Raw genomic sequence first — 18139 nt, forward strand, 5'->3', positions numbered from 1 at the left:
AAAAGACTTTCAATAGACCCGTCATCATCTAATCCTCGAAAAACTTTCATTAAGAGCGGTCTCATCCATTCCTCATCATCCATTCCATTCGAGCAGGTATTAAGTATTCGCCGACGCGAGCGTTGTGCTGTACTCGATCAGAAATTGCCGGAATCGATTTGCGACGGGGGAGCGGTAACTGTCCTTGTTCCAAGCGAGTCCGATCGTTCTATGTCACTCCGGCTCGTCAATCGGCAAACGGTCGATGCCTTCCACTTCCACCCCTTTAATGTCGGGGAGCAGCGTAATCCCGAGCTTCGCCCGCACGAATCCCATTAGTGTCACGACTTCTTCCCCTTCAAACAAAATGTTGGGCGTTATCCCGGCTTGATTGTAACAGGGGCTCCATCACCGTAGGGGTGCCGTACCCTTGCTTAAAAGCGATCACTTGACTGTCGCAAGCTCTTGGAGCGATAGGCGACCGCGATTCCCGAGCTCGTGCCCGACGGGACAAAGGCGAAAATGTCTTCCGTCCACAACGGCTGCCATTCGATGGAAGCTCTCGTTTCCGTTACGGTGGATAAACAAAAATCGATATCGTCGGCTTCCAGCTGATCCAGCATAGCGGAAGTGGCGTTCTGAATCAGCTGGAATTGCACGCGCGGGCATGAGCCGAGAAACGCGCTCACCAGATTCGGGACGAAGGACGCTCCCAGCGACTTCAGGAAGGCGAGCGAGACGGTGCCGCGCTCCGGATCGAGCAGATCGATCATTTCCTGCTTAGCCCGTGCCGGCTCCTGCAAGCTGCGCGACGTTTTGGCATAAAATTGTTTGCCGTACCGTTTTAACACGACTCCGCGTCCTATCCGCTCGAACGGCTTGATGCCGAGCTCCACTCCAATGTTCACACCCTCCCATTTGTGATCGATCAATCAATCATTAATTGCATTTTATCATTGTCATTGCGCGGCATTATCAATAAAAGATTGACATAATAATAAACAATAATATAATATGTCTATTATAATATAAACAAAATAAATTATTATCTATTATAAGGAGTGGGAATCGTGTTATTGAAGAACCGCTATGTAAGAACCGTTATTTTATCCCGAGTTCTCCTGCAGCTCGGGATTTGGGTCCGGAACTTTGCGATCCTGTTATACGTTACCGATTTGACGAATAATGATCCGCTATACGTTTCGCTCATTTCCGTCGCGGAATTTGCGCCGATCTTTCTATTTGCCATTATCGGAGGGACGTTCGCCGACCGGTGGCAGCCGAAACGGACCATGATAGGGTGCGACGTTTTGTCCGCCTTATCCGTTCTTGTAGTCTTATTTGTCGTCATGTCGGGCTCATGGCACGCTCTTCTCTTTGCAACGCTCGTATCCGCCATTTTATCGCAGTTTTCCCAGCCTTCGGCGATGAAGCTGTTCAAGCAGCACGTTCCCGCTGAACAGCTGCAGGGTGTTATGGCGATGTTTCAAACGTTGATGGCGATCTTTATGGTCGTGGGACCGATCATTGGGACGTTCGTCTATCAACAGTACGGAATCGAGATTTCGATTTCGGTCATGAGTGTGTTGTTTATCGGATCCGCGCTTATTTTGTCGTTGCTGCCTCGGGATGAAGCGCAATTCAATAACGGTAACCGCAATTTCAAAGAGGAGCTTAAGGACGGTCTGCGCTATGTAGGGTCGAACCGGGTGCTTAGAACGCTCGTCGGCACCTTCGCCGCAGCGGGCTTGGCGGTAGGCTTGATTCAACCGCTCATGCTGTTCGTGACGATCGAGAACTTGGGCAGGGACAAGCAATTTCTCCAATGGCTGCTTATGGCCAACGGCGCGGCCATGCTGGTCGGAGGAGGCTTCATTATGGGACTGTCCAAAAAGCTGAAGCCGCAATCGCTGCTCGCGATCGGTCTGTTGGCAAGCGCGATCGGCACGATCGGTCTCGGGTGGTCCACAAGCGTTCCATTGACCTTGCTGCTGCAAGTATTGAACGGATTTTTCTATCCCTGCATTCACGTAGGCATCAATACGATGATTATGAAAAATACGGAGGCTGCGTTCATCGGCCGCGTAGGAGGCGTATTGACGCCTATGTTTATGGGGATGATGGTGGTCGGAATGTCCGCATCGGGGGCATTGAAAGATTGGCTATCCTTGTTTACCGTTTATGCCTTCAGCGGTATGTTGTTTCTCATCGGCGCTCTGCTGCTGTACCCGTTAATGCGCGGCAGTCGTACGCCCGAGCTTCAACCGGCTCCGGCAAGAAACGAAACCTGACTCACATCCAGCTGGCCCAGCCACGCTGGATTTTATATCAATGCTGAATATTCCAATAGGTGCATGGTTATGAGTACCGGATGGAAGACGGTTGAGGTTGAGTCAAGTGGAAGGTAGCTCGTTAGAGATCACAGGGAATGTGCATGGAGCGGAAAGTTTACGGGCCGCATTTTGAAGTCGTGTTGTTACCATACAATCTCATCAAAACAACATCATTTCAACGAGCGGCTGGAGCCCGATACCCATTCCCTCCAACTCGCAAACGTTTGGGTTTGCACACCAAAGGACCGTCCGAGCGTTTTCACGGACGGTATATCTTAACGATAAGGAAAGTTTAGCTTCGCTAAAATACTAAAGCGAAACGAGACTTTCTTTACCAAGAAAAACAACCGCTGAATCGCGGTCGTTCACCCTTGAAAGACGTCGATGGACGTTTTTCTAATTTGGCGACGTCCATAAAGGAAACGACAGTCTCTTCTCGAAATAGGAAGAAACCGATAATAAGGGATGATCTTTATGCGAGTCGTTAGAGAAGCACAGGACGTTCCGGGTATTCCATTGCCGAATGAAACCCGGTTGGTGTTAACGCAACAATTGCCTGACGAACAACTTGTAACGGGTGCGTTCGTGCTGGCATTTATGGGGAAGGAGCTCGTGTTGACTCATTTGAAGCACCGCGGCTGGGACATACCGGGAGGACATCCGGAGCAGGGAGAATCGCCGGACGAAGCGATGAGACGGGAGCTGTACGAAGAGACCGGAGCGATCATCGGGCACTACGGGATACTAGGGTACGAAAAGATCCGTTTGCTGGGCCCTCGACCGGAAAACTACAAATACCCTTATCCGGACAGTTATATGGCTTTTTACTGGGCCGCCGTTTCCAGATTGGACGATATACCATCCAGCAAGGAAACCTACGGCAGGGGGTTGTTCAACCCGGAAGAAGCGAGCAAAATTCCATGGATCGTGCACAATTTCGCTTTTTACGAAGAAGCCGTGAAAAACTTGCCCGATCAAACGGATTAGCCGACGAGATGATTTGCCGCGCAAGTCCAAATCATGGATGTTCGAGTTGCTATAAATGAGCCGCTTTTTAGGTCGGCTCATTTTGCTTCGCCCAGTACCTTGCGCTGCACAGTATCTTGTGGTATCGTATAGCCGGAAGGGGATAGTTTATGGTGATGTCGGAATGGACCTCGCAAGTTCGCAGAGGCATATTGGAATATTGCATACTGCTGCTGATCAGCAAAGAACCGCGCTACGGATACGAGCTCGTGACCATTCTGGACCGCTGGGAGTCGCTCGCCGTAACCGAAGGAACCTTGTACCCTTTGCTGCGCCGGCTTCTCAAAGAAAACTGTATCGATTCGTTCTGGAAGGAATCGGATTCCGGGCCGCCGCGCAAGTATTATACGCTGACGCCGGCAGGACGGCTGCTGCTGGATACGATGTCGTTCGAATGGAACAAGCTGGCCGGAGCGGTCAACGAACTAGAAACGAACAGAGGAGAGACAAATCGATGAGCCCTTTGGCGAGAGCTTATTTGGAAAAACTGGAGAATGAATTAAGAAAATTGCCGGAGGAAGAGCGGCTTGACGCCGTTCGCGAGATCGAGAGCCACATTGCCGAGGCACTAAGGCACGGCCAGTCGGAATCGGACGTACTGGCCAAGCTGGGCGATCCGCGCAAGCTGGCCAGAGCGTACCGGAACGAGCATTTTATGCAAATGGGCTCCGGGCGTAATTTCGGCGACGTGTTAAGGATGATCGGATTTTATTGCACGACCGGGCTGCTTAGCGTAATGGTCGTTCCGGTACTGGCGACGATCGCTTACGGATTCGGCTTTTGCGCCGCGCTTATTTTGCTTGCAGGCATAGTCCGGACATTCGGAGTTACTTGGATCAATATGGATATCGCTCCAGGCGTATCGGTACCTACGGAATGGAGCATGGTTTATGCGCTTGTCGTCGGAGGGATTGTCGGAGCGATAGCCTACTTCAGCCGGAAATATTTAAGAAAATATTTAAGCTTTTTGTCTGAGCAATACCGCAGCGCGCTGCCGTCCGGCAAACGATAAGGCACGCATGCTTAAGTCTTCGTTTTGATTTTCGGCTCGAAATTCATGCACGGTTTGCCCGATGAGGACAGCACCGTATGGCTCGGAAGGGTGTGGCTTTTGAAGCCGAACGCCTTGCAGCCTTTCGGAAACTTCGGGTCCCACGTAATATAGAAATGGCGGCATTTCATGCAATCTACTCGCTGCTGCTCGGACATGCGGATACCTCGAAATAGTTTGATGTCTTCATTATACCTTACTGAAGTCTATTGAAAAACCGTTTAATAGGAAAAGAAGAGGCTGCCCTTTGGCAGCCTTCTTTGCTTCCGTTCGTTCAGGAGCCGGTCGACCGGTAATGTCTGACCCCGATTTGCCACACCAGCAAGCAAGGAATAAGGAACAAAATCCCCGCGATCGGCGCGAGCATATACGGGATGCCGCTGCCTTCCGTTTTATCCAGCAAGTGCAGCAACGGCAAGTAATTGACGCATCCGAACGGGATGACGAACGTAAAGAAGCGGGTTACCCATTTCTGATAAATATTCAGCGGGTATTGGGCCATTTCTCTGCCTCCGTCCGTAAAGATGTTCGCCACTTCCAGTCCTTGGATCGTCCAGAAGCATAACGTCGCCGCCAGCATGAAAATACCCGTGAAGATGAAAACGCCGCTGACGATCATCAGCAGTAGCGTAACGATTTTGACGGCCGTCCATTCGATAGGCAGGCTGGCGATAGCCCATACGAGCACGATCAGGCTTTGGGCAAGTCTCCCGATACGCGTGAACTCGAATTTGGAGCCCATCACCTGAACGACCGTGCTTCTCGGACGTACGAGCAGGCGGTCGAAATCGCCGCCGGCTACAAGGCTGGAGAACGCGTCGAAGCCGCGGGCAAAGCATTCGCTGATGGCAAACGCCATATGAATGATCCCGAAGGATAACGCCACTTCGTAAAAGCTCCAGCCTTGAATTTGGCCGAATCGTTCGAATAGAAAATACAAGCCGGCAAATACGGAGAACGGAACGAAAAATTGGCCGAGCGACAGCAGCCAGAACGATGCCCGATATTGCATCTGGGACTTGAACAGTATTAGCAGATAGTTGAAATATAGCTTCATCGCGTTACCCTCCCTGTACGACGACTTTGCGCAGCGCCTTGCCGAGAGCGAATTTCCCCAGCCAAACGAGTACGAGCAGCCAGCCGAGCTGCATCGCGATTCCGGCAATCGCTTCAGCCTGCTGAATATGTCCCGAATACACGCGGAACGGAAAATCCGCAGTCAGCCGAAATGGAAGAGCGTAAGCTATACTTTGCAACCACGAAGGCATGAGCGGAATCGGAAGAAGCATCCCTGCCAGCAGTTCCCCTATGACGCCGAAGATGAGCAGAGAACCTGTCGGGGACAGTGTCACGAATACGGAAATATAGATAAACATGGAGATGGCGACCAGCAGCAGCAGGCCCAGAACGAGCGCGGCGGCAAATAACAGAAACGTGAAGGCATCCGGCGGCAGCTTCAAACGGTATGGATCGGGCAAGAAGAAGGCGACCGCCAAAATCGGAAAACAACGCAAAAGCGCGCTTGACAAACGTTGCGCCAGCAGCTTGGAATACCAAAACCCGTAAATCCCGGTCGGACGGCACAGTTCGTAAGCGATATTTCCGGTCGTAATGAGCTGGAACAGCTCGCTGTCGCGAAACCATAAGGCGATGAAGGCGAGAAACGCCTGCTTCAGCCATGTATAGGTGGTTACCTCCTGCAGCGACATCGGAGGCTCGCCGGACATTTGACTGTAGAATGCCGCGAAAACCATTATATGTATAAATCCGAAAAAAAACTGGGTCGCAATTCCCGCCAACGCCGCCGAACGGTATTGCATCCCGTTGAGAAGGCGGAGCTTCAATACGGACCAATACGGCTTCATATCCGGTACTCCTTGTACAGTTGGACGATAATATCCTCGATGGGCTGCGATTCGACCGCTACGTCCAGCAGATCCACCCGGGAGGACAACTGGGCGATTACATCGGAGATCATAACCTGCTCCGTATCTACGCTGAGCACAGCGCGTTCAGGGGACCAGGAAAGCGGCTCGGTTCCCGGGATGTCCAGCCGGTCGGATGTTTCCCGGTAATCGATCGTAATGGATTTGCGTGTCCCGAACCGGCTGCGCAAAGCGGTAACGGTACCGTCGTACAGCAGACTGCCTTTGCCGATCAGCAGGATCCGGTTCGCCAACGCTTCGATGTCGTTCATATCGTGCGTCGTCAGGATGACGGTAACGTCCTTTTCTTTATTGATCGTTTTGATGAATTGCCGGACGGCTATTTTGGAGATGGCGTCGAGGCCGATCGTGGGTTCGTCCAAAAATAAAATTTTGGGGCTGTGCAGAAGCGATGCCGCGATTTCGCAGCGCATGCGCTGGCCTAAGCTCAGCTGGCGGACGGGCATGCCGATAAGGCTTTGCAGATCGAGCGTTTCGACAAGCAAGTCCAAAGTTTGCTTATACTCGGCTGAGGGAACCTTGTAAATGTCCCGAAGCAGCTCGAAGGAGTCGATAACGGGAACGTCCCACCATAGCTGCGTCCGCTGCCCGAATACGACTCCAATGTTTCTCACATAAGGCACGCGGTCTTTCCAGGGCGTATAGCCCATAATGCTGCAGCTGCCGCCGTCCGGGACGAGTATTCCGCTCATGACCTTTATGGTGGTCGATTTCCCGGCGCCATTAGGTCCGATATACCCTACGATTTCGCCCGGTTGAATGTAGAACGAGACGTCGTTAAGCGCATGGACGATTTTGTGCTCGCGGAAGAACAATGCTTTTGCCGCTTGCCGAAGTCCGCTCGATCGTTTGGCGACCTTGAACGACTTGCTTAATCCTTCAACAGATATCACTGACCTATTGCCTCCTTATAATTGGTTTATGGAGCACATCTTATTGTGATCAAGCGCGATCCGTTCGGCAAGGGTAAACTCGAATAAAATAAAAGTTCCCCATGAATAGAAGAAGTACATTCGAAAACATCCACTAGACCGGACAACGGAAGACTATGTTAAAATATGGGTGATATGCGGCTTTTGGCTTCAAAAGGAGGTGATGCACGGCAACAGACTCGTCAGGCAAGCAAGAACGATCCGGATAACGGAATTGTCGAGAGGAGCGTGTTATCGTGGGAACGAATGTCAATAGCGACGGCATTCATGGTCCGAGCATTCAGATTGATCCGCTATTTCCGTATTATGACAACCGGTCGCCGGAAAGCATTGCCGAGGAATTGGCCGCGGCAGGGTACTCCATCGTACATTATTTCGTCGTGAATGAGAAAAAAGTGAATGAAAAGCTGATCAAGGCGCTGCATGAACGCGGAATCTTCGTATGGGCGCTCGTACTCGGGAACGGAACATTTTCCACGGAATCGTACCCGGATGGGTGGCGGGAATGGCAAATGGGGCTGTTGAAGCCGTGCAACGACGGATATACGAGACTTTCATATTTCAGCCCGCAGTATGTACAATGGAAAAAGCGGGCGATAGCGAGCCTGCTGACCGGGTTTCCTTTTGACGGCATCGAAATCGCAGAGCCATATTTTCCCGAGTGGGACGGTATCAAGAGAGGCGTATACGGGGACGTAGGACCATTGGCGCAAACCGCCTTTCAAAAGCAATACGGCTGTAACATGCCGAATTTCGTGAACCCGAAATCGCCGGATTATTATAAAAAGAATAACGAGGTTTATCAAAAATGGATTCGGTTTCGCGTACATGCGGTTGACGATTTTATCGATCAGATGATTAACGGAGAAGGGGGAGCGCGAGAAGCCCGGCCGGACATTACGGTAGCCACCTGGTCGCTGGCCGTGGACGATGGGCCGGATTCCCCGGAAAGACTGCGGGAGATGCAAGGTCTGGACGCCGTATCGATGATTGCCAAAGTACAGCCGGACCTTCACGTCCTGCAAACCCATTGGCCGGACTGGACGAAGAGCCGTTTGCCCGCCGATTATATCCGCAATTACGAACCGTTCCGCCGCGAAATCCGTAAGCATTATCCCGATATGCCGATTGCGGTGCAAGCGGATATCGGCTCCGCGCGGAATATGATCAGAGACCGCGGTTGGCTGAATACGTTCGTGGTGACGGTGAAGGAGCTGGGCTATGAATCGTGGGCGGCCTATGAATATCATATCGGCGGATATATGTACGAGTCCAGGCCGTTTCCGATCAGAGCTACGAGAATGAACGACTACGAGGCAATGATCTCGTTCAACAAACGGATCGATCCGGAAAGCTGCCAGCTGTTCAAAGATCATTTCGGCGTTTATGACGAAGTGGGTTTCCGATTCGCTCGAATCGAATCCATCTATGTGGACGGCAACCGGCTATATATGGAATCAAAGCGTTTCCCGCGCAGCTCGTTCGAGCTGACGATACCCAGAATCCGAGATACTCCCGAGCTTTGGTTGTTCAAAGATTACAAGTCTCACGAGGTGGCTGCCGGTACGCACATCAGAGTCCCGGCAAGCATTACTTGAAAGCGATAGGAATAGGAAAGCGACCCTCGACGTCGGGGTCGCTCTTTGACGTTGTTCAATATAGTACATACAGCAAGATGGCAATACCGATAATGGCGGCGATAATGTAAAAGGTGGTCAGCCTGACCATATTGCCGCTCGTTCTCGTCTCGTATTCGGGATTTCCTTCTTTGTTTTGCCTCGATACCCCGATGAGAATAGTTGATACCGCCGCAACGATTACGAAGAAGATGATAATAAGAGCATAAACGTACATTTCAACCACCCGCCGCTTGTATGATTTGTTACGGTTAGATTATCAGGTAACCGTTATGCTGTAACCATCCAGTTGGCCGGGAGTTTGACCATCCAATTAGCGGCTATGTGAAGTCACAGCGAGCGAATCGCTTCGGCGAGACGTTCAATCCCAGGCTCGATTAGCCCCGTCTCGGGTCTGGCATAGCTGAGCCGGATATAGCCGCGTTCGGATCCGAAAACGGATCCCGGCACATAGATAACCCCCCGCCGAACCGCCTCCTCCAAAAGCTTGTCCGCATCCATTTCTCCATTCAATTTGCACCAAAGATTCAAGCCGCCTTCCGGCATTGTGAACGAAATATGATCCGAGAGCCGTTCTTTTAAGGTTGCGCATAAACGGTGCATTTTATGAAACAACGAGCTTTGCAGAAAATCGAGCTGCCGTTCCAAGCGGCCCGAACGGATAAACTCGGAGGCGACCCATTGCGGGATTACGCTCAGACCGAAATCCATTTGCTGCCGGGCATCGGCTAACCGGCTGACGACGGAGTGGGGAGCGACGAGCCAGCCGATCCGAAATCCGGAAGCCGCCATTTTCGACAAGGAGCCGATATACAGCACTTGCCCGGCCGAATCGAGCGATTTGAGTGGCTTGGGCGGATTCCCGTCAAATGCCGTCAAGCTGAACGGATCGTCTTCCACAATCGGAATCCCGAGATCGGCGGTAACCTTCAATATCCGCTTTTGCTGATCCGTGCTCATCACGCGGCCCGTCGGATTTTGAAAGCTCGGATTCAAGAAGATCATGCGCAGGCGGTGCTGCCGGTGCAAGGCGATAATGTCGTCGGGATCGATGCCGTGCTCCGGATGTACGGGCAATCGGAATAAGCGCAGACCGGCCGATTGAAACATCGGGAGGGAGTAACAATAGGACGGATCTTCGATGGCAATGGCGTCCCCGGGACTGAGCAGGCATTGGGCAATCAAGTAAAGCGACTGCTGGGAGCCGGATGTGATCAGGATCGAAGATTCGGTCGTTTGCACATTCAGCTTATTGGAGAGAAGAGAGACCAGCACGCGGCGCAAAGGCAAATAGCCTTGAGGGTCGTCGTATCCGAGGACGGCCGAGAAGGACTCTTCCTGCAGCAGCTGCCGGACCGCTTCGAGCGGAAACAGATCGGGACTCAGTTCTCCGCTGGCGAAGTCGATAATCGGCGAATCTTTGCGAAGCTCGGACCGAATGCGGCGGATGGTAGGCAAATTGGGCATAAAGGTGCCTCCGTCCAAATATTTCCGCCAATTCGGCGTATTGATGGAGGAGCCCAGCTTATATTTGCTGACCTTTGTTCCGCTTCCTTTCACGCTCTCGATCATACCGGTAGAGCGAAGCTCCTCGTACGCTTGAACGACGGTGCTGCGATTCACGCCCAACTGATCCGCCAGCTTCCTTTCCGAAGGCAGCACCGAACCGGGAGGGTACTCGTCACAAGCGATTTTACGCTCGATTTCCTCGGAGATTTGCTGGAATATCGGCTTTTTGCTGCTCCGATCCGGTTTCCACATCGTCATCACCAGTTTCCTCTGAAGATGTTTTGAATAGATCATACACCATATCGGCGTCTCCATCCAAACGCTTCTACATGTTCGTGGTCAGTGGTTGGGGCAATTCACGGTAAAGTGGACGGTTACAAGTCCATTCTTTTTCTTTATCATGATTGCATACGACCTAGGGTGATGGAGGATCGAAGTTATGGACAATCGAAACGTAAAAGTTGCCGTCGTTCAGTCCGCTCCGGTTTTATTCGATAAGCAAAGCTCCCTGCAACAAATCGAAAAATGGACGAAAGAGGCAGCCGAACAAGGAGCGGGACTGGTGGTATTTCCGGAAGTATTCGTTTCCGGCTACCCCAGAGGACTTCATTTCGGGACCCGCGTAGGAAGCAGAAGCGAAGCGGGTAGAATCGATTGGTCTAGATATTGGGAAAGCGCGATCGAAATTCCGGGCAAAGATACGGAGCATATCGGACGCATCGCCAAAGAAGCCGGCGTGTACCTTGTTATCGGAGTCGTTGAGAAAGAACGGAGCAGCACGACCTTGTACAATTCCATCGTTTATATAGGTCCCGACGGTCAAGTATCGGGCAAACATCGCAAGCTGGTGCCGACGGGGGCCGAACGACTGCTATGGGGCCAAGGGGACGGAAGCACATTAGCGGTCATCGACACACCTTTCGGCAGGATCGGGGGATTGATTTGCTGGGAAAATTACATGCCGTTGGCGCGTGCGGCCATGTATGCCAAAGGAATCGATATTTTCATTACGCCCACCGCAGACGCAAGGGATACCTGGCAGTCGACGATTCGTCATATCGCCTGTGAAGGCCGCTGCTTCGTCGTGTCGAGCAATCAGTATGTCACGAAATCCTTCTATCCGCCGGATTTGGCATGCTATTCCGATATCGCGGACGACGATGATGTGCTGTGCGCGGGAGGAAGCGCCATTGTCGGTCCTCTTGGCAGCTATGTCGCGGAGCCTTTATACGGACGGGAAGGGCTGATCATCGCCGAATTGGATATGTCCGAAATCATTCGCAGCCGCTTTGATTTCGATGTTGTCGGTCATTACAGCAGACCTGACGTGTTTCAGCTGATAGTCAACGAGCACCGGCGGGATAATGTGATCTTGGACAACTGAAAATCCGGTCAGGATCGAATGCGTTTTTTTTGTTGATGAATGAAAATATGGTTATCCCGGACCGTAAGCTGCTATATTTTCAATTTCTGAAAATCGAGCTGAGGAATCAAGATTGGAGACGATTTATCGATTCGGATAATCCGGTGGCCGCTGCACTTTTGGCATTGATGGGGTATACTAAGAATAAGAGACGCGAGATGAGATTCGCTTACCTTCGCATGATTTTGCGGTTGCGGAGCAGGCTGGACGATGCGCGATTGGCGCTAGTCATGTCGATTGCCGATTTATATTTCAAGCCCGACAGAAACGAGGACGAAGCTCTTCTAAACGAATTGATCGAACGATATCCGGAGGAGGGGGAAGCGATGAAAGAATTGATGCCGGCATGGAAGCGTTGGGGGTACGAGGAAGGAATAGAATTAGGCATGGAGAAGGGTGTGGAGAAAGGGATGGAGAAAGGCATGACGATAGGCATGGAGACAGCGGCAATCAACATGTTGAGGAAATCGATGGACCCATCGCTTATCTCCGAGATTACGGGCCTTTCGGCGGAAAAAGTAGAAGCATTGAGGAGAAAGATGAACGGAATGTAGAAAAGTTCATTTCCATATGTTATAGTAGTCCTTAGATTTTCAATCGATTCGGTGAGGGAGGTGTCAAAATGTTGCAAGTTGCCGCGCGTAGCAAATGGTCCCAGTTTTGGGTGCATCAAGCTACGATCGTATTCCGTTTCGCTGCCAACGGGAGAAATGTGTCTTTTTACGGCGACTGCAACGTTTTGACCCTGTAGCTCGTTCCGCGCTCCTGTACGATGGATGCACGGAACGGCACATATGGCTGATGAAAGCCGCGGGTAAAAGGTTGCCTTTTGCCTGCGGCTTTTTTTGTATGCCGAAAACCCAAAAATAACCGATAGCGAGGGAGATCGTTATGTTACTGTGCGCAGCGGATAAAATCGTTAAAATGTGGGGCGGAACGCCCGTTATACAACAATTGTCGCTGGAAATTCACGAAGGGGACCGGATCGGCCTGGTAGGACCGAACGGCTGCGGGAAGACGACTGTGCTCAAGCTGCTGTCGGGAGCAGAGCCGCCGGACTCGGGAGCCATCCATTATAAGAAAGGGAGCCAGACCGCTCTTCTAGCACAAATTCCTTCTTTCGGACACGAGGAAACGGTGATCGAGGTGCTCCGACAAGCGTTCGTCGAGCTGCTCGCGATCCGCGACAAGATGAGCGACTTGGAAGCGAAAATGGCCGACCCGGATTCGGCGGTAGTCGAGAAGACGTTGAAGGAATACGGCGTCTTGCAGGAATCGTTCTCCGTCAATGGGGGATACGAAATGGACTCGAATTTAGCCCGTGTGGCGGACGGTCTTGGAATCGGCTATTTGCTTCATGTTCCGTTTCGCAGCTTGAGCGGGGGAGAGCGGACGAAGGTCGGATTGGGACGGATTCTTTTGCTCGGACCCGATTTGCTTTTGCTCGACGAGCCGACAAACCATCTCGATTTGAAAGCGGTCGAGTGGCTGGAATCCTATTTGCAGGATTACCGGGGCAGCGTGGTCATTGTATCGCATGACCGTTACTTTTTGGATCGGGTCGTGACGAAAATATACGATTTGGAGGGCGGAACGGTCGACGTCTACCATGGCAGCTATGCCTACTTCGTCGAAGAGAAGGAACGTCGCTTGCTGGCGGAATTTGCGGCCTATCAGGAGCAGCAGAAAAAAATCGCCAAGATGGAAGAAGCGATCAAGCGGATGCGGATATGGGCGGCCCAAGCCGACAACCCGTACATGTTCAAACGGGCGGCTTCGATGCAAAAGGCGCTCGATCGGATCGAGAAGCTGGCGCGGCCTGTTCTGGAGCGTAAGAAAATGGGCTTGACCTTCGAGATGGGAGACCGGAGCGGAAAAGAAGTCGTTGTAATGGAAGCCGTCAGCAAGTCGTATTTCGCAATCGGGGATGGCGAAGCGGGCGAGGACAATAGGAAGAGCGTTGGCAGGCTGCTGTACAAAGACGTCAACCTAATGGTGCGCTTCCGGGAGTTTGTAGCGATCGTCGGAGAAAACGGCAGCGGTAAATCGACCCTGCTTCGCATGATTGCGGAGCGACTCGAACCGGATACGGGAACGGTGAAAATAGGAAGCGGCGTAAAAATCGGTTATTTGGCCCAGCACGATCTGTTCCCCGACGAGAATAAATCGATTCTCGAAGCGTTTCGGGACAGCGTACCGGTAGAGGAAGGGGAGGCACGCCACAAGCTTGCCAAATTTTTATTTTTCGGAGCTGCAGTGTTCAGAAAAGTCATGCATTTGAGCGGGGGAGAGCGGATGAGGCTCAGACTGGCGCAGCTCATGCATCAGGATTTGAACGTGCTCGTGCTGGACGAACCGACGAACCATCTCGATATCGATTCGCGGGAATCGTTGGAGGACACGCTGACGGCTTTCCCCGGGACAATCATCTGCGTTTCACATGACCGGTATTTGCTGAATAAGCTGTTCCCTGTTACTTATTGGCTGGAGGGCGGTATGCTTACGCGTTACGAGGGGCGTTATGACGAGGCGAGAAGGAAGCATTCGGAGCTGAACGCCGTGCATTCGCAGGTCGATCGCAGTATGGATGCATCGCCGGGTAACGGCACAAGTGCCCGGTCTTCCAAGCAGAAGGCCGGGGAAACGGCCGGCATGGAACGATCGGAACGGCAGCTTGCCAAGCTGGAGGCGGACATTGCCTCGATAGAGAGCAAGATTGCCGTGCTGGACGCCGCGATGATGCGTGAGAAGCAAGTGGAGCAGTTAGCCTCGATGCATGGGGAAAAGCTGCTTCTCGAAGCGGAGCGCGAGCTGTTGTACCAGCGGCTTGCTGCGATAGACTCGTAGCCGAGTGTCGGTAAAGTAGGATGTAAGGTTCGGCGATTCAATGTAACAGGAGTCGATTATGATCGTAACATGACTATTTCATCATTGGAAAAGCCTGCTTGTTTCCATATACTTGATTAAAGAGAGAGGAGCGCGGAATATGAGCCTTCGGACGTTAGCTGTAGCCTTGCAGGCAAGGAAATTGAAAAAAATGATCGATTGGAGCGGTGCGCTCCCTGTCCATATCGCCATCATGATGGACGGAAACGGGCGCTGGGCGACGAAAAGAGGCTTGCCGAGAACCGCCGGTCATTTCGCAGGCATGCAGGCAATGAGAGAGACGATTCGGCTTTGTCATCAGATCGGTCTGCCTTACCTCACGCTTTATGCTTTTTCAACTGAAAATTGGAAAAGACCGGCCGAGGAAGTCGACTTTATTTTAAGTCTAGTCCATCAGTTCGTAACCGACTCGACGATCCGCGAATTCCATGACGCCAATATCAGAATCCGATTTATCGGGGATCTTTCCTATTTTTCCGAGGGAATGAGGCGGATCATGAATGAAGCTGCCTCGATGACTCGCGCCAATACCGGGATGACCGTGAATTTCGCAATGAACTATGGCGGCCGAAGCGAGATTGTCCATGCCGTCAAATCCGTCATCGAGGTTGGAATGGAAGAAATAACTCCGGAAGCGTTCGAATCTTACTTGTATACGTCCGGCTGCCCGTCGCCTCAGCTCGTGATCAGAACGAGCGGCGAGCAAAGGTTGAGCGGATTTCTGCTATGGCAATGCGCGCAGGCCGAGCTATGGTTTACGAAAGAGATGTGGCCAAGCTTTAACAAGCCGCTTTTGTATCAGGCACTTTACGATTATCAGAGCAGACGGATGAAGGTTGGATCGTGACAAGGGATGCAAAGCGGCAAGAAGCGCTTCAGGATACGCTCGCCGTTCTGGACGATTGCCGCAAATAGTATAACGAGCAGCCGATCGATGCCAGCACGATAATCGTAATCCCCCAATAGATGTTGCCATAGGCGGCAGACAAGGCTAGCTTGCGCTGCCAGACCAAGGCGCTCGCCGTAGCGGCTACGCCGAACGCTCCGCTGAAAAATTGCAGCAGCTGAAACAGCCCCATGCCGGAACCGATTTGCGAAGCGGGCAAAATGCGCGACATTTCGTTGGAAATGCTGCTCGTCAGGAAGGTGAAGCCAACGCTTACGAGCATATAAATGAGCATTATGGCGATATAGGACTTGCCGGCAAAAAGAGCGAACAGCACGACGGACGTCAACAGCACGTATGGAATGTAGCGAATGATGCCCCCGTTACCGTACCGGTCGATGATTTTGCCCACCCGACGCGACAGGAGCATCGCGAGCAAAGAGCCCGGAAATATGACGAGCCCGGAAACGATCGCGCTCAAGCCGTACAAATTGACCAATATTTGCGGCATGATGAACAAGGTGGCGAAGCTGCACAAATAGGCGGCGATGCCTACCGCTCCCAGCGTCAAATACGAACGGTTGCGAAACAGGGACGGTTGAACGAACGGATCGGCCGCCAAACGGATGCGAAGCACGAACAGTACAATTGCAAGCACTCCTGCCGATAAGGCCAGCCATGATTGTGTCGTCAGAAACAGAAGAAGTCCGGTCGTTCCGACGCCGGCGAGCAGTGCCCCTATCGCGTCGAAGGAACCCCGGCTCGGTGTTTCCTTCGGCAGAAGGGCGGCGAAAAAAGGGACAAGCCCGATCGTAATGGCGGTAATCGCAAATAAATAGTGCCAGCCGAGAAACTCGACGATCGCTCCGCCGACGACAGGCCCTAGACCTAAACCTAGCGACGCCGCGGACATGACCGTTGCCATCGCTTTGCCGCGCCGCTCCAAGGGCACGTAACGAGAGATGAGAATGATCGACAAGGCCGGTATGGAGCCGGCACCTGATGCCTGTACGATACGGACGGCCAGCAGCACCGCGAAGCTGTTGCTGAACAGACCGGCAATGGCGGCAGCGCTCAAAGAGACGAGTCCGATGATGATCAGTCTGCGAATCGGCACAAAATCGGATAACCGGCTGTAAGTAATCGACGAGATCGCAAATACGATCGAGTAGCCGGTCACGATCCAGGAGGTGGAGGAAGCCGATATCCCGAACGCGCGCGACACGTCCGGCAGCGCCAAATTAAACATCATCGTATTCATGATGACCAGCACGATCGCGATGCCGAGCAGCACGGTCACCAGTCCTTCGCGAATGGGCGTCTGTCCGGGTACGCGAACGGTTTCTGCAACAATTGGACTTGACATGGATATCCCTCGATTCGTTGTTCTAAAGTTCGATAATAATCGAATATTAGAAATATATCATGCAGTATGGTAAAATGCAATCATATGGTTCAAGGATTAAAGGGGGCTGTCGCATGAAAATATTGCACCATCCAGACAAAGCCGATATCCATTTGTCCTCCGTCCTGTACGCCTTGAGCGATCCCGTTCGTTTATACTTGGTTGCAGAGCTGCACAAAGCGGGGGAGCGGACATGCGGCGACATGGAAGTTCCCGTAGTGAAATCGACGCTGTCGCACCATTCCAGAACGCTGCGTGAAGCCGGAGTCGTTCGGGTACGCGTGCAAGGCACCCAGCGATTTCTGTCCATTCGAGCGGATGATTTGGAAGCCCGGTTTCCGGGTCTGCTGTCCTCCGTATTGCAAGCGTACGAAACTTCCGGCGGGAAGGACCAATTTCTGGCGAAGGAGCTGTAAGGTGGCGAATACCAAATATTACGTCGTATGGGTAGGCAGAAAGCCGGGGATTTATACGAGCTGGCCCGAATGCCAGAAGCAGGTTATCAAATTCAAGGATGCCAAGTTCAAGTCGTTCGAATCGAAAGCGGAGGCCGACAAAGCATTCGCCGGAGGCTGGCAAGGATTATGGGGACAAGCCTCAGCAGCCAAGGCAAGCCCGAAACGGTCGGCACCTGCCAAGACGGCGTCATTCGACGATATCGACTATGACAGCATTTCGGTAGATGTAGGGACGAATGGCAATCCGGGTCCGGTGGAGTATAAAGGCGTCGATACGCGAACGGGGGAAATCGTTTTCTCATGCGGTCCGATCCGAAAAGGAACGAACAATCTGGGAGAGTTTCTCGCCATCGTACACGCCCTGTCGTATTTAAAAGAAATCGGCAGCGGCAAAACCGTTTACACCGATTCGATGAACGCCCTGAAATGGGTCAATCAGAAAGCCGTTTCCTCTACATTGGTTAGAGATGCTTCTACCAAGGAAATTTGGGAGCTCGTCGATCGGGCCGAGCAATGGCTGCGGACGAACAGCTATGAGAATAAAATACTGAAGTGGCAGACACGGGTATGGGGCGAAATAAAAGCCGATTATGGTCGTAAGTAGGCGTATAAATGGCGGCATAATCTGATGTGCGTCTGGCAGGCCGGGAGAATGCAGGGTCCCCGGC

19 protein-coding genes are annotated in these 18139 nt (G+C 52.2%); 11 read left to right on the plus strand and 8 right to left on the minus strand.

What is annotated here, in order from left to right:
* Nucleotides 1-413: 413 nt before the first annotated feature.
* Entirely contained in the window at nucleotides 414-887 is a 474-nt protein-coding gene (locus FE784_RS38125; protein WP_139607527.1) for a LysR substrate-binding domain-containing protein, read from the minus strand.
* A 162-nt stretch (nucleotides 888-1049) separates the two neighbouring features.
* On the opposite strand from FE784_RS38125, the gene FE784_RS38130 reads away from it, so the two are divergent.
* The 4 genes from FE784_RS38130 to FE784_RS38145 all read left to right on the plus strand — a co-directional run bounded on the left by FE784_RS38130 (nucleotide 1050) and on the right by FE784_RS38145 (nucleotide 4350).
* Nucleotides 1050-2270 (plus strand): MFS transporter, encoded by a 1221-nt coding sequence (locus FE784_RS38130; protein ID WP_139607528.1) that lies wholly within the window; start codon nucleotides 1050-1052, stop codon nucleotides 2268-2270.
* Between the two features lie 516 nt (nucleotides 2271-2786).
* Entirely contained in the window at nucleotides 2787-3299 is a 513-nt protein-coding gene (locus FE784_RS38135; protein ID WP_139607529.1) for an NUDIX domain-containing protein, read from the plus strand.
* A 149-nt stretch (nucleotides 3300-3448) separates the two neighbouring features.
* Complete coding sequence (locus tag FE784_RS38140) at nucleotides 3449-3796, plus strand: PadR family transcriptional regulator (protein ID WP_139607530.1); 348 nt, start codon at nucleotides 3449-3451, stop codon at nucleotides 3794-3796.
* Nucleotides 3793-4350 (plus strand): DUF1700 domain-containing protein, encoded by a 558-nt coding sequence (locus FE784_RS38145; protein WP_139607531.1) that lies wholly within the window; start codon nucleotides 3793-3795, stop codon nucleotides 4348-4350. Before FE784_RS38140 ends, FE784_RS38145 begins: the two co-directional genes overlap by 4 nt.
* Nucleotides 4351-4361: 11 nt before the next feature.
* Here FE784_RS38145 and FE784_RS38150 read toward each other — a convergent pair whose 3' ends face one another.
* From FE784_RS38150 to FE784_RS38165, 4 genes are all read right to left on the minus strand, one after another.
* Complete coding sequence (locus FE784_RS38150) at nucleotides 4362-4547, minus strand: uracil-DNA glycosylase (protein ID WP_139607532.1); 186 nt, start codon at nucleotides 4545-4547, stop codon at nucleotides 4362-4364.
* 116 nt (nucleotides 4548-4663) lie between these two features.
* A complete protein-coding gene (locus FE784_RS38155; RefSeq protein WP_139607533.1) occupies nucleotides 4664-5446 on the minus strand; it encodes an ABC transporter permease in 783 nt (260 codons plus the stop codon).
* Between the two features lie 4 nt (nucleotides 5447-5450).
* Entirely contained in the window at nucleotides 5451-6254 is an 804-nt protein-coding gene (locus FE784_RS38160) for an ABC transporter permease (RefSeq protein ID WP_139607534.1), read from the minus strand.
* Nucleotides 6251-7228, minus strand: coding sequence for an ABC transporter ATP-binding protein (locus FE784_RS38165; protein ID WP_139607535.1), 978 nt, complete (start codon nucleotides 7226-7228; stop codon nucleotides 6251-6253). Before FE784_RS38165 ends, FE784_RS38160 begins: the two co-directional genes overlap by 4 nt.
* A gap of 275 nt (nucleotides 7229-7503) precedes the next feature.
* Between FE784_RS38165 and FE784_RS38170 the strand changes: the two genes are divergently transcribed.
* Complete coding sequence (locus FE784_RS38170) at nucleotides 7504-8865, plus strand: N-acyl-D-glucosamine 2-epimerase (protein ID WP_246132371.1); 1362 nt, start codon at nucleotides 7504-7506, stop codon at nucleotides 8863-8865.
* A gap of 55 nt (nucleotides 8866-8920) precedes the next feature.
* Here the strand turns inward: FE784_RS38170 and FE784_RS38175 are convergent, their stop codons facing one another.
* Nucleotides 8921-9121, minus strand: coding sequence for a hypothetical protein (locus tag FE784_RS38175; protein WP_139607537.1), 201 nt, complete (start codon nucleotides 9119-9121; stop codon nucleotides 8921-8923).
* Nucleotides 9122-9234: 113 nt separating this feature from the next.
* A complete protein-coding gene (locus tag FE784_RS38180) occupies nucleotides 9235-10665 on the minus strand; it encodes an aminotransferase-like domain-containing protein (protein ID WP_139607553.1) in 1431 nt (476 codons plus the stop codon).
* A 187-nt stretch (nucleotides 10666-10852) separates the two neighbouring features.
* Here FE784_RS38180 and FE784_RS38185 point away from each other — a divergent pair, with 187 nt between their 5' ends.
* The 4 genes from FE784_RS38185 to uppS all read left to right on the plus strand — a co-directional run bounded on the left by FE784_RS38185 (nucleotide 10853) and on the right by uppS (nucleotide 15569).
* Nucleotides 10853-11797, plus strand: a complete 945-nt coding sequence (locus tag FE784_RS38185) for a carbon-nitrogen hydrolase family protein (protein ID WP_139607538.1) — start codon at nucleotides 10853-10855, stop codon at nucleotides 11795-11797.
* Nucleotides 11798-11994: 197 nt separating this feature from the next.
* A complete protein-coding gene (locus FE784_RS38190; RefSeq protein ID WP_139607539.1) occupies nucleotides 11995-12390 on the plus strand; it encodes an RpnC/YadD family protein in 396 nt (131 codons plus the stop codon).
* Nucleotides 12391-12727: 337 nt separating this feature from the next.
* Complete coding sequence (gene abc-f / locus FE784_RS38195; RefSeq protein WP_139607540.1) at nucleotides 12728-14683, plus strand: ribosomal protection-like ABC-F family protein; 1956 nt, start codon at nucleotides 12728-12730, stop codon at nucleotides 14681-14683.
* A gap of 139 nt (nucleotides 14684-14822) precedes the next feature.
* Nucleotides 14823-15569 carry a polyprenyl diphosphate synthase gene (gene uppS, locus FE784_RS38200; protein ID WP_218103879.1) on the plus strand — a complete coding sequence of 249 codons (747 nt, stop codon included), beginning with the start codon at nucleotides 14823-14825 and terminating at the stop codon, nucleotides 15567-15569.
* Nucleotides 15570-15597: 28 nt separating this feature from the next.
* Here uppS and FE784_RS38205 read toward each other — a convergent pair whose 3' ends face one another.
* Nucleotides 15598-16974, minus strand: coding sequence for an MFS transporter (locus tag FE784_RS38205; RefSeq protein WP_139607541.1), 1377 nt, complete (start codon nucleotides 16972-16974; stop codon nucleotides 15598-15600).
* A 113-nt stretch (nucleotides 16975-17087) separates the two neighbouring features.
* Between FE784_RS38205 and FE784_RS38210 the strand changes: the two genes are divergently transcribed.
* Together FE784_RS38210 and rnhA are read left to right on the plus strand one after the other, a co-directional pair.
* The gene (locus FE784_RS38210; RefSeq protein ID WP_139607542.1) at nucleotides 17088-17429 is read left to right on the plus strand and encodes an ArsR/SmtB family transcription factor; all 342 of its coding nucleotides are present in this window, start codon (nucleotides 17088-17090) and stop codon (nucleotides 17427-17429) included.
* A gap of 1 nt (nucleotide 17430) precedes the next feature.
* Nucleotides 17431-18075: a ribonuclease H gene (gene rnhA / locus FE784_RS38215; protein ID WP_139607543.1), complete on the plus strand. Its 645-nt coding sequence runs from the start codon at nucleotides 17431-17433 to the stop codon at nucleotides 18073-18075.
* The last annotated feature ends 64 nt before the right edge of the window (nucleotides 18076-18139 follow it).

The organism is Paenibacillus hemerocallicola (assembly GCF_006265175.1).
GTDB lineage: Bacteria > Bacillota > Bacilli > Paenibacillales > NBRC-103111 > Paenibacillus_AB > Paenibacillus_AB hemerocallicola.

Coding starts and splice junctions, on each gene's coding strand:
- FE784_RS38190 (WP_139607539.1), top strand. CDS start 11,995: ATGAGATTCGCTTACCTTCGCATGATTTTGCGGTTGCGGAGCAGGCTG.
- uppS (WP_218103879.1), top strand. CDS start 14,823: ATGAGCCTTCGGACGTTAGCTGTAGCCTTGCAGGCAAGGAAATTGAAA.
- FE784_RS38160 (WP_139607534.1), bottom strand. CDS start 6,254: ATGAAGCCGTATTGGTCCGTATTGAAGCTCCGCCTTCTCAACGGGATG.
- FE784_RS38150 (WP_139607532.1), bottom strand. CDS start 4,547: ATGTCCGAGCAGCAGCGAGTAGATTGCATGAAATGCCGCCATTTCTAT.
- FE784_RS38145 (WP_139607531.1), top strand. CDS start 3,793: ATGAGCCCTTTGGCGAGAGCTTATTTGGAAAAACTGGAGAATGAATTA.
- FE784_RS38175 (WP_139607537.1), bottom strand. CDS start 9,121: ATGTACGTTTATGCTCTTATTATCATCTTCTTCGTAATCGTTGCGGCG.
- FE784_RS38135 (WP_139607529.1), top strand. CDS start 2,787: ATGCGAGTCGTTAGAGAAGCACAGGACGTTCCGGGTATTCCATTGCCG.
- FE784_RS38210 (WP_139607542.1), top strand. CDS start 17,088: ATGAAAATATTGCACCATCCAGACAAAGCCGATATCCATTTGTCCTCC.
- FE784_RS38155 (WP_139607533.1), bottom strand. CDS start 5,446: ATGAAGCTATATTTCAACTATCTGCTAATACTGTTCAAGTCCCAGATG.
- FE784_RS38140 (WP_139607530.1), top strand. CDS start 3,449: ATGGTGATGTCGGAATGGACCTCGCAAGTTCGCAGAGGCATATTGGAA.
- abc-f (WP_139607540.1), top strand. CDS start 12,728: ATGTTACTGTGCGCAGCGGATAAAATCGTTAAAATGTGGGGCGGAACG.
- FE784_RS38185 (WP_139607538.1), top strand. CDS start 10,853: ATGGACAATCGAAACGTAAAAGTTGCCGTCGTTCAGTCCGCTCCGGTT.
- FE784_RS38205 (WP_139607541.1), bottom strand. CDS start 16,974: ATGTCAAGTCCAATTGTTGCAGAAACCGTTCGCGTACCCGGACAGACG.
- FE784_RS38180 (WP_139607553.1), bottom strand. CDS start 10,665: ATGTGGAAACCGGATCGGAGCAGCAAAAAGCCGATATTCCAGCAAATC.